General features: G+C 49.9%; 7 protein-coding genes and 1 pseudogene. 7 read left to right on the top strand and 1 reads right to left on the bottom strand.

The genetic code is table 11. The features are described 5' to 3' along the window. Window positions 1-2 precede the first annotated feature (2 nt). The 4 genes from P4S53_RS03920 (at window position 3) to P4S53_RS22570 (ending at window position 9,093) form a co-directional block, all read left to right on the top strand. Window positions 3-1,499 carry a CoA-acylating methylmalonate-semialdehyde dehydrogenase gene (locus P4S53_RS03920; RefSeq protein WP_337111475.1) on the top strand — a complete coding sequence of 499 codons (1,497 nt, stop codon included), beginning with the start codon at window positions 3-5 and terminating at the stop codon, window positions 1,497-1,499. 209 nt (window positions 1,500-1,708) lie between these two features. After that, complete coding sequence (locus tag P4S53_RS03915; RefSeq protein WP_337111474.1) at window positions 1,709-6,250, top strand: NPCBM/NEW2 domain-containing protein; 4,542 nt, start codon at window positions 1,709-1,711, stop codon at window positions 6,248-6,250. A gap of 1,222 nt (window positions 6,251-7,472) precedes the next feature. Then, entirely contained in the window at window positions 7,473-8,255 is a 783-nt protein-coding gene (locus tag P4S53_RS03910) for a hypothetical protein (protein WP_337111473.1), read from the top strand. Between the two features lie 496 nt (window positions 8,256-8,751). Beyond that, entirely contained in the window at window positions 8,752-9,093 is a 342-nt protein-coding gene (locus P4S53_RS22570) for an MBL fold metallo-hydrolase (protein ID WP_442958620.1), read from the top strand. Here the strand turns inward: P4S53_RS22570 and P4S53_RS03905 are convergent. After that, window positions 9,046-10,132, bottom strand: a pseudogene (locus tag P4S53_RS03905) (IS3 family transposase); the annotation flags it as partial. The gene P4S53_RS22570 and the pseudogene P4S53_RS03905 sit on opposite strands and share 48 nt — an antisense overlap. Window positions 10,133-10,485: 353 nt before the next feature. Here P4S53_RS03905 and P4S53_RS03900 point away from each other — a divergent pair. From P4S53_RS03900 to P4S53_RS03890, 3 genes are all read left to right on the top strand, one after another. Next, on the top strand, window positions 10,486-11,859 hold the full coding sequence (locus P4S53_RS03900) for a lysine N(6)-hydroxylase/L-ornithine N(5)-oxygenase family protein (protein ID WP_337111472.1): 1,374 nt from the start codon (window positions 10,486-10,488) through the stop codon (window positions 11,857-11,859). Further along, window positions 11,843-13,120, top strand: a complete 1,278-nt coding sequence (locus tag P4S53_RS03895) for an ATP-grasp domain-containing protein (RefSeq protein WP_337111471.1) — start codon at window positions 11,843-11,845, stop codon at window positions 13,118-13,120. Before P4S53_RS03900 ends, P4S53_RS03895 begins: the two co-directional genes overlap by 17 nt. Window positions 13,121-13,236: 116 nt before the next feature. Then, a complete protein-coding gene (locus tag P4S53_RS03890) occupies window positions 13,237-15,141 on the top strand; it encodes a class I tRNA ligase family protein (protein ID WP_337111470.1) in 1,905 nt (634 codons plus the stop codon).

The following is a 15,141-nucleotide window of genomic DNA, read 5'->3' as shown; positions in this document are numbered from 1 at the left end:
TGATGATTGGAAATTACATCAACAGTGAATGCGTGCCGGTGACCTCGGGTCGTGATCTGCCGGTGACGGATCCGGCTACCGGTAAAGTGATCGATCAGGTTGGCCTGTCCAGCGTGGCGGATACTGAGCAGGCGATCGCCTGCGCGCAAGCGGCCTGGCCGGCCTGGGCGCAAATGACACCGCTCAATCGCTCCCGGATTTTGTTTCGCTTCAAAGCCTTGCTGGAGCAGAACATGGACGAGCTGGCGACGCTGATCAGCCGCGAGCACGGTAAAGTCCACAGTGATGCGTTAGGCGAACTCACCCGCGGACTGGAAGTGGTGGAATTTGCCTGCGGGATTCCGCACCTGCAAAAAGGCGAGCACAGCCGCAATGTCGGCACAGATGTGGACTCGCATTCCATGCTGATGCCGTTGGGCGTGTGCGCGGGGATCACTCCGTTTAATTTCCCGGTCATGGTGCCGATGTGGATGTTCCCGATCGCCCTGGCTACCGGCAATACCTTCGTCCTGAAACCGTCAGAGAAAAACCCGTCGGCAGCGCTGAGACTGGCAGAATTGCTGACCCAGGCCGGTTTGCCGCCAGGGGTGTTTAATGTTGTGCAGGGCGATAAGGCATCGGTGGATGTATTGCTGAGCGATCCCAGAGTCAAAGCGGTCAGCTTTGTCGGCTCGACGCCGATTGCGGAATACATCTATTCGCAGGGATCGGCACACGGTAAGCGGGTGCAGGCACTGGGTGGCGCGAAAAACCATCTGGTGGTGATGCCGGATGCGGATTTGGATCAGGCGGTCAATGCCCTGATGGGCGCAGCCTTTGGTGCGGCCGGAGAACGCTGCATGGCGATCTCCGTCGCGGTCGCCATTGGTGACGAAGTGGCCGATAAGCTGGCAGAAAAACTCACCGCCCGGATTCGTGAGTTACGGGTCGGGCCGGGCTATGGCCAGTCGGTTGAGAACGAAATGGGCCCGCTGATCACAGACGATCACATGAAGCGTGTCAGCAGCTATATCGACGCCGGTGAAGCCGAAGGGGCCACACTGCTGGTGGATGGCCGCGATTATCAGGTGCCCGGCTTTGAAAACGGCTATTACGTCGGCGGCACTTTGTTTGACCATGTCACCCCTGAGATGACCATTTATCGCGAAGAAATCTTCGGGCCTGTCTTGTCGCTGCTGCGCGCCCAGTCGATGGATGAAGCGCTGACGCTGATCAATGAACACGAGTTCGGGAACGGTACGGCGATTTTCACTGCCGACGGTGAGGCCGCACGCCGCTTCAGCGACCAGGTGGAAGTGGGGATGGTGGGGGTCAACGTGCCGATTCCTGTGCCCATGGCCTTCCATTCCTTTGGTGGCTGGAAACGGTCCCTGTTCGGGCCGCTGCACATGCACGGCAGTGATGGGGTGCGTTTCTTTACCCGCATGAAAACCATCACCACCCGCTGGCCGAAAAACCAGCAGCAACAGGCTGACTTTGTCATGCCGACCATGAAATAACACCGAATCAGACCTAAAAAGAGCGGCTTCCCAATGCAGGAAGCCGCCTCAAAAATAAGCGGCTTTCAGCCGCGGCTCAGTTGGCGAAGTTTTGCAGTAATCACGATCAATCAACCCTACTCACTATCCGAGGTTGAGGGGCGGTCTTGGTACAGGCCCCAGGCAGTTCAATTCTGCGCTAGTGATACAATCAATCATGGAGATCATTCATGGCTGCAATACGGAAGCGAATGAACCGCTACCCCGGCATACGACCTGTGCTGGGCATGCTTGCCTCGCTCGGACTCAGTGCGTCAGTGATGGCGGTACAGGGCCCCGGGCTGGGCAACCTCAACTACAGTTCAGGCGAAGCTTACACCCACGTGTCTTACCCGCTGGTGGACGACACCACCGGATTTCTGCCGCCGGATTACCCCGGCAGTAAACACTATGGCGTGAATGTCATGACCATGCTCAACGGGTATATGGTCGGTATTTTCGCCCCGGACAGCGGCGGCGGCCCCGGCGGCTGGATTGCGCTGGACGCCTCCGACCCGACCAATCTGTCTCTGGTCAAGATGGTCTATGAGCCCGACACCAGTAACCAGTACCGCACCGGCAACGGACTGCGTACCGCCGAGTTTCGCGAGCCGCATTCTTTTGGTCTGAGCGAAGGGAATCTGATTGCCATCCAGACCGGGAAAGGGATCGAAATCTGGGATTGGTCTGACGTCAATAATCCCATTCAGGTCGCCAAACTGCCCATCTCAGGCGTGAACTTCGGTGACTACAATAACGTGTCCTGGCAACTGTTCTGGCAGGCCCCTTATCTGTATGTCTCTCGCGGGAATGCGGGTTTAACCATAGTCGACACCAGCAACGTCAGTAATCCTTCGATCGTGAAAACCATTCCGACCTCGCAACTGGGCGGCTTCAACGTCGGTCCGGTCTTTGTGGTGGGCAACAAGATGTTCCTGTCGAGTATGGAAACCACAGCCGGTTTTTCTATTCTGAATCTGGATGATCCGGAGACCCCGACGCTGGAAAAAACCCTCAGCTCCCTGCCGGAGAAATATTATGCCTCCTGCTGGGACGGTCAATATGCCTTCTTTGGCGCCCGCTCGACGGCGGATAAACTGAGAATTTATGATACAAGCACAACGCCGATGACCCTGGTGCACGATCAACTGTCCGGGTTCCAGAATCTGTACTGTAACGTGCAGGATCATAAGCTGTTTCTCGGCAACCAGGAGGATATTTCGGTCCTGGATATCACCAATATCAACAACATACAGGTATCAGGCAGCGGCTCGCTCAATGCTGCCGGCGGCGATACCGACCATGGCCAGGTGTTTCCGTTCGGCAATATGGTCTGGGTCGGCAATGATCACGGCACAGGCAGCGGCTTAATTGCGCACCAGGCCGGTCCGGACAATACGCCACCGGCGATTGTTCACAGCAGTCCGGCAATCGACGCAACCCTGCAACCCCGTTCGTCCCGGGTCGGCATTGTCTTTTCCGACAGCCTGCTGATGGAGTCGGTCAACAGTAATACCTTTACCGTCACCAAGCTGGGCAGCAGTACGCCGGTCAGCGGCACCTACAGTGTGAATTTAGGCTTTGCCAACTTCACGCCGGACACCCAGCTTGATGCAGACAGCATTTATGTGGTCGCGCTGGATGGCATTGAAGACTTTGCCGGTAACCCGCTGCCAGCCACCAGCTACCGTTTCTCCACCGGCTCTGTGGTGGGTCATGATATTTCACTTGGCAGCACGGCTCAGGTGACACTGGGTACGCCCATTTCCTTCTCAGCTTCGGCTTCTCCTTTGCTGGGCGGTAATCTGGAATATTCCTGGGACTTTGGTGACGGCACACCGCCCACCGCATTTTCCGGCAGTGGCTCGGTCAGCCACACCTACAGCTCGCCAAATCACTGGAATGCCATTGTGACGGTGCGCGAATCAGGCTCACTGACCACCAGCAAAACCCAGCAGCATACGGTGTACAACCCGCTGACGCTGAACACGCCGACGACCGCCAGCACAATCGTGAAAGATGCCAACCGGGTATACGCGGTCAATGAAGATAACGGCACAGTGTCGGCCATCAGCCAGACTTCACCGTTTGGCAAAGTGTGGGAAACTCAGGTTGGCGAGAAACCCCGCACACTGGCGATCGCCCCGGACGGCAACCTCTGGGTGGCGAACCAGGACAGCGACAACATCAAAGTGCTGTCTGCTGCCGGCAGCGTCCTGCATACCATCGATCTGCCGCGCGCCAGCCAGCCGCATGGTGTGGTGTTTACACCGGACGGCAGTGCCGCGCTGGTCACTTTGCAGGCAACCGGTGAAGTGGTCAAAATCAATCCGTCAAACCGCACGATCACCGGCACGGTCAGCGTGGGTCAGAGCGCCAGAGGGATCGCCGTTGACAGCGATTCAGCCACTGCACTGGTGACACGCTTTATCTCACCTCAGTCGCATGCTGAAGTGGTTGCCGTGCATATCGGCTCGATGTCGGTGGACACGGTAGTCAATCTGCAGAAAGACACCACCACTGTGGATGGTGAAGACCGAAGCCGCGGGATCCCGAATTATCTCAATGCGGTCACGATTTCACCGGACGGTCAGTCGGCATGGGTCCCGGCGATCAAAGCCAATGTGGATCGTGGTGAATACAATGAAGGCGATCCGAATCAGGCGCTGACCTTTGAAACCACCCTGCGTGCCATTACCTCGCAGATCAACCTCAATACGCTGGCCGAAGTGCCCGGTCTGCAAATGGATATGGACGACAGGGCACAACCCAAATCACTGGTGTTCAGTGAGCTGGGCGATTATGTCTACATTGCGCTGGAAGGGCAAAACAGTATCGAAGTTCGGGATGCCTATACCCGTGAGCGGGCCAATGAAATTGCCGACTCAGGTAAAGCCCCGCGGGGACTGGTGAAAGCCGGTAACTTGTTATTTGTGCATAACTTCCTGTCGCGCACCATCTCGGTGCATGATCTAACGCCGTTTGAAAATCAGGGCGAAGCCATTGCCAAACTGGCAGATATTTCGCTGGTGTCGAATGAAACCATGCATCCGCGCGTGCTGGCCGGGAAACAGATTTTCTACAACGCCAGCGATGCCCGGATGACCCGTGATGGCTATATCTCGTGTGCCGGCTGTCATACCGACGGTGACAGTGATAACCGGGTCTGGGACTTTACCGACCGCGGTGAAGGGCTGCGCAATACCATCTCGCTGCTCGGCCGTGTCGGTATGGGAAATGGCCGGGTTCACTGGACAGCGAACTTCGATGAAATTCATGATTTTGAAAACGATATTCGTCTGGCGTTTCAGGGCGTGGGTTTTCTCGATGATGCCATCTTTGCGCTGACCTCAGATCCGCTGGGCGCCAATAAAGCCGGTTACAGTGCTGATCTGGATAACCTGGCGTTTTACGTCAGCAGTCTGAATCAGTATCCACGCAGTCCGTACCGCAATCAGAACGGCAGCCTGACCGCGGCCGCATCAACCGGGAAGACGCTGTTCACGCAAAAAGGCTGCGACACCTGCCACAGCGGCGATTTCTATACCGATAATCAGCGCCATGATGTCGGCACCATTCAGGCCTCATCCGGTCAGGGAATCGGTACTTCGCTTGGCGGCGTCGGTTTTGATACGCCCACTCTGATTGGCGTCTGGTCAACACCGCCGTATTTCCATAACGGACAGGCCGCAACGCTCAATGATGTGTTGCAAACCGGCTCTCAGCACAGCGTCAGCAGTGCCAGCGAACGGGCAGCCCTGGTTGCTTACCTGGAGCAGATTGAATACGAAGGGCCGGAAATTGTGGTGCCTGAGCCACCGGCAGAAGCCACAGTGGTGTACCTGAGCGATCTGGCAGAAGTGTCATCCAGCAATGGCTGGGGGCCGTTTGAAAAAGACGCCAGCAACGGCGAGGCGGCTTCGGATGACGGCGGCACCATCTCCATTGGCGGCACCCAGTATCAGAAAGGTCTGGGCGTGCATGCCGAATCTGAAGTGGTGTATGACATCAGCAATGGCGACTATACCCAGTTCCGCGCCTTCGTCGGGGTCGATGATGAAGTCGGTGACAGCGGCAGCGTGGTGTTTGAAGTCTGGGTCGACGGTGTGCTGAGTTATCAGAGCGGCACGCTGACCGGTTCAGACACCGCCCAGTATGTCTCTATCAATCTGAGCCCGGATAATTATGAGCTGAAACTGGTGGTGACCGGTGCCGGTAACGGTGTCGGCAGTGACCATGCCAGCTGGGGCGATGCCAAACTGCTGCAGTCTTCCGGCCAGAGTCAGTACAGCTATCTCAGCGACATGACTGAAACCGGCACGGTAATCAACGGCTGGGGGCCACTGGAAAAAGACACCAGCAACGGCGAAGAACTGGCCAACGACGGCAACCCGATCACCATTGGTGGGGCGGTCTACAGCAAGGGACTTGGTGTACATGCAGATTCCAGCGTCACCTATATCCTGGTTGCCGGTGAGTATGATCAGTTCCAGGCGGTGATTGGTGTGGATGATGAAGTGGGCAATAACGGCAGCGTGGTGTTCGAAGTCTGGCTCAATGGCAGTCTGGCCTATCAGAGCGTGACGCTGACCGGCAGTCAGGGGCCGGTGACCGTGAATCTGCCGATCCCGTCTAATGTTACTGAGCTGAAACTGGTCGTGGGTGCCGCGGGGGATGGTGATGGCTATGACCATGCGGACTGGGCTGATGCGCGGTTGAGGTACGCGAACTAGCGAGGGATATTTCTCTTGGGGAGGGTGGGGTGATTGACCTCCCGTGTTGCCCGGACAGTGCAGTGCCTGTCCGGGCATTTTTTATATGCCCGGCGAAGCGGGCAAACCCGAAACTGTGTTCTATTTAAAGTCTGTCAGGTATGTCGCGCTTGGGTTCAGTGGCAATCTCACTATTTGCGAATGCGCGCCAGACACTCTTTGCTGGCCCAAAGAGTGCCCAGAAATGCCTGCTTGTTCGTTTGTGTTGTCCGGGGCGGTTGTAGGCGCTCCCGGCGCCGACAACCTAAAAATTCGTCCTGAATTTTTCCCTGGGGGCGTGGTTTTTTATGATTTCTGGGTAGCTGTGGCTGGCGGTTTGCGTGAGGCATGAAGGTATGTCGCGCTTGGGTTCGGTGCTTCACTCACCATTGTGTGACGCGCGCCAGACACTCTTTGCTGGCCCAAAGAGTGCCCAGAAATGCCTTCTTGTTCGTTGGTGTGGTCCGGGGCGGTTGTAGGCGCTCCCGGCGCCGACAACCTAAAAATTCGTCCATGAATTTTTCCCTGGGGGCGTGGTTTTTTGTGATTTCTGGGGTGCTGTGGTTGGAAGTTTTCGTGAGGCATGAAGGTATGTCGCGCTTGGGTTCAGCGGCAATCTCACCATTTACGGATGCGCGCCAGACACTCTTTGCTGGCCCAAAGAGTGCTCAGAAATGCCGACTTGTTCGTTGGTGTGGTCCGGATCGGTTGTAGGCGCTCCGGGCGCCGACAACCTATAAATTCGTCCTGAATTTTTCCCTGGGGGAGTGGCATTGTGTGGGTTTGTAGCTTGTTATTGCCCTAAAGCTGCTTAGCTCTACAATCTTGACTCGATACTGTTGCCATTAGTTGACCTACTTTGAGTAATGGTTAAATATGTACCTAGTTTACTATGCTGTATTAGGTATAAAGTATTTGTGATTTGCCTAGTCAAATGACCGACTTCGATGAAGCTAGGTTGTGTCAAACTCGGTCGGAATGAATGAAGAATCAAAAGGATTACGCAAGGTATTTTATACGGACAAGTTCTGGTAGAAGTTGTCTGTCTAATAACTGTTATCTGCTCGTGCAACATGTGTGGAAATCTTAAATAAGGGGTATTTAATGGGATGGTTTTCTAGTGTTTGGGAAACAGTTAAATCAGTTGGTTCTGCTGTAACCAAGGTTGTAAAAGGTCTATGAAGTTTGCACTTCAGATAGCGCAGTGGATGCCTATGATCGTCTAGAGCGAGTGATCGACAGATATCATCAAGAAAAGCCAGCCCCAAAGCCTAGCGATAATGCACCTGATTTTTTCGGTAGCATAAGCTCTACGGAAGTAGAAAACAAACTGAACGAGCAAAGTCGTCAATTAATTCAGCACGACTCTGAAATTAAAGAATCAAAGCAAGTCATGGCGTTACAAGTTGAGCTCTCTCGTCTAAGAGGGTCAGCAGATATAATCGATAGATCCATGAAAAATGTAAAAATCCATGCTTCAAGCCTTTCTGTTCACTATCAAAATATGAGAAATATCAATGGTTTAATTGATGACGTCAATGGGCTGAGGCATGGATTAAAAGCGGTGATTAGCACTATTAATTACAACGCAAACCTCATGTCTTCGGATGGTAGTAAAGCTAGAAAGATAGAAGGAGTAGATGTAGAAAAGCAAGTAGGATCAATTTCTCAGGTGGCTGCCTATGATGCATTTGATCGTACGCGGGAGCTGCTAAGAAATGAAGTAATTGAACTATCTGAACTTTCATCAAAACATTTAAATGACATTAAGAAGTTAAAGATTAACGCATCAACTCTTGGCGGTGAACTTGGTGCTCAAATCATCGATTTTGTCGACTATCAGATTATTCCTATAGTCAAACAGGCTGAATCGGCTGGCCTCCTTCTTAAGTCTGAGGTGGCTAATCTACCAGCAGCAGTGAGAGAACCAAACGGTTCTCTGGTTTTTGAAAATGGCAGTATCAAACTTGAAAAAGTCAGCAGCTAACAAACAAATAAGGATACGTGTCGCGCAGCCGAACTTGTTTCGCTCAAACATGGCACACGTTTACTCACTCCTTAAGCGGGCGTTAGCCGCGTGGCTGAGCTGTACCTGTAAGACTGGACACGCTATTAAGCGACTTTGCCATACCTGAGCTAATTCATGTCTTACTAAATTAGCAGCTTCGCTAAAAAAGTGTCCATTAGTGAGTCAGTCAACACTAGGCTGGCTCATATCTACCCCAAGGTTTTAGTCCCATATAAGAGTGAGTTACTTGGGAGTGATTGCATCCTAGCTGAACAATCGCTTTTCAAGATAAAAGACTTGATTCTAGCTGAAGCACTATTGCCTACAGATACTGAGTGTTTATCGCTTTAATACATCAAGATTACCGAAGTCACACAGATAGCAGTTATTTTTGGATTAAGTCTATAAACATCATGTGGTTACAGTATAAAACTGATAGTATACCATTAGTTTCTCTAGGTTATAGTACGAAATCATGCTCAAAATACGAATGCATAAAGCTGATAACGGGGACTGTGTTTCCATTGAAACGGAGTCTGAATTCATCTTAGTTGATGGTGGTACTGCACAATCTTTCGATAGCTGGAAAGAACAGATTGTTGGACAGGTTGATAAGATTGACTCACTAATTGTCACTCACATCGATAACGACCATGTAAATGGAGTTATCAAGCTATTGATGCATCCTGAGTGTCCAAGTATCGAACAGGTTTACTTTAATGGCGCTGAGCAACTGTCCACTTCCCCTATGCTGAGACAATTCAAAACTAGAGGTTTCCAGTTGCCTCCGGTATTCAGCCGGAGGAATATTGCCTAAGCTCTCGTGTGTTCGCTCTTCGTTGTAATCGCACATCCATACCCAAGCCATATCCCGAACCTGCTCAAGTGACTCGAACAAATAGGCATTCAAGAACTCGCGGCGAAATGACCCGTTGAAGCGTTCTACAAACCCATTTTGCTGAGGTTTTCCTGGCTGGATATAAACCAGCTCGATGTTATGAACCTCACACCAGTCGGTTAACTGGGACGATATCAGCTCTGGCCCATTATCCATTCGAAGCTGTTTTGGCAGACCTCGCTCTTGTTTCAAATGCTCTAAGGCGCGCACCACGCGTCCTGCGGGCAAACTCGTATCCACTTCTATCACCAGACATTCTCGGGTCGATTCATCAAGAATGTTCAGTGTCCGAAAACGCTTGCCACAATATAAGCTGTCATGCATAAAATCGAGTGCCCATTGATAGTTCGATTGATTCACCACATCTAATGGCGTAGCGATGCGAGCCGGTAATACGCGTTTTTGTCGCCTTTTTAGGTTTAATCCCATCCGGCAGTAAACTCGGTATACGCGCTTATGATTGAACCCTTTTCCCTTTCGTCGCATTCGCCTGAAGCATTTCCAGAATCCTGCATTGGGTGACTTCTCAAGCACCGCGTTCAGGGCATCGATGACATCGCTGTCGGCAATGCGCCAATCCTTGGGACTTCTGTAGTAGCTGGCCCGTCCCAAAAGCGTGAGTCGGCACGCACGGGTGACACTAAGACCTGCAGCCACCAACATACATGCACAATCGCGCCTGCTGCTGGCTACCAACCCTTTTTTCGAACAGCTCCTTCATGGCCTGGTTTTCTAAACTGACGTCTGCGAACATCTTTTTGAGCTTGGTATTTTCTGCTTCAAGCTCTTTGATTCGCTTGAGCTCAGAGGCGTCCAACCCGCCATATTTGGCTTTCCAGTTATAGTAGGTGGCGCTGCTAATCCCGTGCTGGCGGCAAATATCATCGACCTTCAGGCCAGCATCCGCTTCTTTGAGAATCGCGACTATCTGTGTTTCGGTGAACCGTGACTTCTTCATGGTGATCTCCTGCTGTTATGTGGCAGAAATCTCCAGTTTAGACTGTCTCAGCATAGGGGAAGTGGACAGACAGCCTGAAGGATCAGTGTATTACTTGCCGGAAAAATCGAGAGCCATGCCGTGGATACTCCCTGGAAAAGTCAGAACATCATCAACATGTCACCACATCCCGTCAACTCTGCAACATAATCAATATGTGAACGACATCGCATATAAAACTTTTTGCTGTGAAACAGAGTGAAAAAATAATTTATTACGGAAATGTTACTTGGTATAAAAGCCCCGCCTAAGTTATGAGAAGTTTACAGACACGTAAACTGTTGTATTCACGTTAGTTAACAAGGAGATCTGTTTTGTTGTCTCATAAACAGAATCACTATGAATGTGTAGGGATTGGCTGCGGGCCATCCAACCTCAGTATCGCTTCATTGCTATATGATAAACATGATGTCAGCAATGTATTCTTCGATATGAAGCCTGGCTTTACCTGGCACGATGGAATGATGCTGCCGAATACAAAGCTGCAAGTCTCTATGTTTAAGGATCTGGTTACACTCGCATCCCCCACAAATAAATTCTCCTTCGTATCCTACCTGCACCAACATGGCAGGCTGTTCCAGTATTTAAACTCGGGCTTCGACCAGATTTCTCGTCTTGAGTTTGCGGATTACCTTAAGTGGGCAGCAACAAGCAACAAAAATATTTGCTTCGGTGAACGAGTAGAAAATGTGGATTTTGACGGCAATTATTTCGTGGTAGACACCTCAAAAAGACGTGTTTTCGGTAAAAATATTGTAATTGGTGCAGGGATAACCCCCCATGTACCCCAGTTTGCCAAAGAGCACATTGATAGTGAGTCACACTTTCACATTCATGAATTCGCCCGGCAGGAACGTGATTTTAGTGGAAAAAAAGTGGTGGTAGTTGGAGGAGGACAGTCAGGGGCTGAAGCTATACTGGACTTGCTAAACCGTACAGGCAGTGATGCGCCTGAAGAAGTAACCTGGTTATCTCGCCGGGAAAACTTTTTCCCAATAGACGACTCCCCTTTTACCAATGATCTGTTCACTCCGACCCATTCTGAATATTTCTATAAACAAGAGTCAGCATTCCGACAAGACTTCCTTAAGCGAAATGTATTGGCCAGCGATGGTATTTCAGGCCACACAGTACGAGATATTTACCAGCGTATCTATACCATGCGCTACATAGAGCGTTCACCTGTGAAAATAAATTTGATGCCAAACCGCGATGTATTTTCTATCGACAAGAAAGCGCATGTCTGGGGGGTGAACATCAAACATATTTTTGAAGAAAAGACTGAGTTTTTGGATGCGGACACCATCATCTGGGCGACAGGATTTCGTTCAGCCCCGCAACCATTTTTGCACCCTATTGCACACAGAGTTGAATATGAAGGTACTGAAATCCGACTCAACAAAGACTATTCCGCAATTTGGGATGGTCCGTCCGACAGGAAAATTTTTGTCCAAAACTCCGCCAAAAACCAGCGCGGCTTGGCTGATCCGAATCTGAGTCTTACAGCCTGGAGAAGTCAGATTGTCATAGACAGTATGCTCAACCAGCAAAAAAGCGCCCTTCTAGACGATCCATTCGTTGAATGGGCAGCCATTGAATCCAGAGAAATGACAAAAAGTCACCAGATCAGTGATGTAAGCCGAACAGTTATGTGTCACAAAGGAGCTAGTTATGAGTTATCTGTTTAAAAAAGAAGTAATCATCATTGTTGGTGGCATCTCCAGTGGCAACCATCTGGCCCCTCTTTTCAATGGGTTGGGATACAACTGTGTTCATGTCTGCACGGAGGACAATATAGAACACCCTTTCCTTAAACCAACCTTTAAGCCGAATGATTATTTTGCAAACTATATTCTGCCGTCAGAAAACGATGCCAGTGATTTTATTGAGGACATGCGGCAGTACCGGGTCAAAGCTGTGATAGCTGGCAGCGAACCATGCGTGGAATTTGCAGATAAGCTGAGTGATATTTTCAATACGCCTCGTAATGTGGCTTCACTAAGCCGTGCCCGCAGAAGCAAATACCTCATGCATGAAACATTACGGCGTAACGGAATTAGGTCAGCCAGACAGCTTCTGACATCGGATATACAGGAAATCTATGACTTTCATACAGAGCTAGGCAGAAAGATCGTGTTGAAGCCTGAGGCGAGCTCCAACACTGACAGAGTCTTTTATTGCGATTCCAAACAGCAGATTGCGGAAGCAGTAGACCGGATTTTAGGTGTTAAAGACTATCTTGGCCAGATCAACGAAAAGGTACTTGTCCAAGAGTATCTATCCGGAAAGCAGTACTTGGTTAATACAGTGTCTTCCAACGGGAATCACTATGTCTGTGACGCCTGGATAGAAACCCGTTATAACGATGATGCTCCTTCCAATGACAGCCATGCAGACCTGGTAACCCCGGCCTCTGAAGACTACCAAGTGATAGCTGAATATACATCCCATACCCTTGATGCACTGGGAATATGCTATGGTGCCGCCCATCTTGAACTTCGAATTTCCGAGGAAGGGCCATGTCTGGTCGAAGTGGCGGCCAGAATGTCAGGCAGCGTTGATTTCGGCGTGCTCCATGATACCCATAGTCTAACCCAAATGTCATTGCTCCCGGATGCACTGCTTGATACAGCCTCTTTCATAAAGCGTATCGATAGCAAGACTCCAACAACTAAATGCGTCAGGAAGGTATATCTATCTTCCCCTGTAGAGGGGCCCGTGTTGAATCAACCCGACCTGAGCCTGTTTTTAGGGATTGATAGTGTCAGCAGTGGTTATCTCAAGGTATCTAAAGGAGATTACCTTGAGAAGACTGACCGGACAAAGGGAAAGGCCAGGCCGGGATATGTCTATATGGTGGCAACGTCACCAGAGAAGATTGAGCATGACTTTGAATTGGTACGGCGTAACGAGAACGCTCTATATGAAATGATGCTGCGTCCCATGTGATATACCAATCGTCATAAAATTGGAAATTAATAGTGTCTTAGGTGCAACGCTCGCTGGGCATTGCGTTGCTCGCCGCTGCACCTTCAAATACTTACGAAGATAGAAAGTAATAATACATGAAGATAACCAAAGCGTTGCCATATTCGTTTGATGTCCGTTCTAAATCGGTAAATACGAAAAATATGTTTCTCCACACAAATGAAAAAACAAACATTCATAATCACCACGACAAAGAGTGCTGGTATATAAAAAGTGGAAAAGGGATAGTCAGGAACGGTGACACTACTGCAGTCCTGGAAGCGGGTGACTACATAGAGTTTTCACTATTTGAACCTCATACCATTGAGAACCGGAGCAGTGAAAACCTATGCTTCACAGCATACTGGTATGCAGATTGGGCGGAAGTCCTGGCTGAAGCGAACAAAGATTCACAATACAGCTCTAAGCTTTTGATTCAAACTGCATTCCCTACTCCAAATGGCCCCCTCCATCTCGGACACTTGTCCGGGGCATATTTAATTTCAGACATACACAGACGCTGCTGTGAGTTAAAGGGCATTGAAACTTTTTCTTTCTGTGGAACCTTCGGACACACAAACCATATAGACAGATCCGCGGAAGTGCAGGCGCTATCCTACAATGAGCTTGCATCCAGAAGTGAGCAGAAAATTATCAATAACTTGGAGATGTTCCAGACGAGATATGACGCATTCTTGACGCACTTCAGCACTCTGACATCCGGCTCATTTAATACATCAACAACAAAGTTTATTGAAGTATTAATGTCATCATCCTATCTGGATGAGCGTGAAGTTCTTCACCCATATAGCGATTCATACGGCGATTTCGTAAGTGAGAGTTACGTTTCAGGAGGCTGCCCAAACTGCGGTGAGATCACAATTGGAATGGAGTGTGAAAGTTGTGGTCTGTATCAGGACGAATGTGAGCTGATCGATCCCTTTCACTCTGTCACAAAGGAAAAACTGACCCACAGGCCAATAAAACGCCTCTACCTCACCCTTGACAGAGAAATTATAACGGAACTTCTTGCTACGTGTTATAGCAATAATGTTGCTATGGGTAGGACCAGTTTTGATGGCTTCAAAGGCTACCTTGAGAACAACAGTCTGACAGACATTGCAGTTACCTCTATCAGAAGAAATGGGATTTCAATTTATGGTGACCAGAAGCTGTCGGTGATAATGGAGCGGGCTCTCAGAACTTATCACGCCATCTCACTCTTCCCAGAAGCAGAGCGTCATGTCTTCTTCTGCGGAAAGGACAACATGTGTGGGACGGCAATATTCCTACCGTATATTCTAAAAGTCTTAGGAGTTCCAGATAAGCAAATACCAATATCTGTCATTACAAACTTTTGTTTACTGGAAGGCAGAAAGTTCTCGACTAGTGCTGGTCATGCTATCTGGGCTAGCGAGTTTCTTAACTCATACCCTGCCGATTTGCTCCGCCTATATTTGTCTGGTATTCAGAACCAGACTTTTGAAAGCAGGTTTTCCGTCGGTGAGTTCCATGAATCGTCTCGAAACTTTATCAATACCGTTGGAGATATTTTCAGTCAGGGTAGTGATCTCGCGACACAATATGACGGAGCGGCAGAAGCGGGCCCGTGGTTGAAGCAGGATGTAGCCTTCTATCGGGAGCTTAACGAAGCTATGCGTCATTGCATAAACAGCTACACGGATTGTGCTCTCAAGTCTTCTATAAAGCGTATCTCCTACATCATCGACGTAATCAGGGATTATATCGAAGAGAGCACACGCTACTCTGGAGATAAGAATTATCTCAGGACTAGGATTGCGTTAACGAATTACGCCTACAAATGTTTGGGATATTGCCTGTATCCTGTCACCCCGAAGATTGCCACAAAGATCTTGGCCTGCTTCGAGATTGGCCCAGAGGATTATCAATCGAAGGGAATTCAAGTTCAGGTTGTTACTGCTCTGGACCTTGACCCAGTCTTCCACGAACTGAACAACATGAAAGTTATGATGGAGGCGTGA

This window comes from Photobacterium sp. Hal280 (assembly GCF_037162255.1).
Classification (GTDB): domain Bacteria; phylum Pseudomonadota; class Gammaproteobacteria; order Enterobacterales; family Vibrionaceae; genus Photobacterium.
Note: the sequence above shows the minus strand (reverse complement) of the source record. Positions and strands in the feature narration are given on the sequence as shown.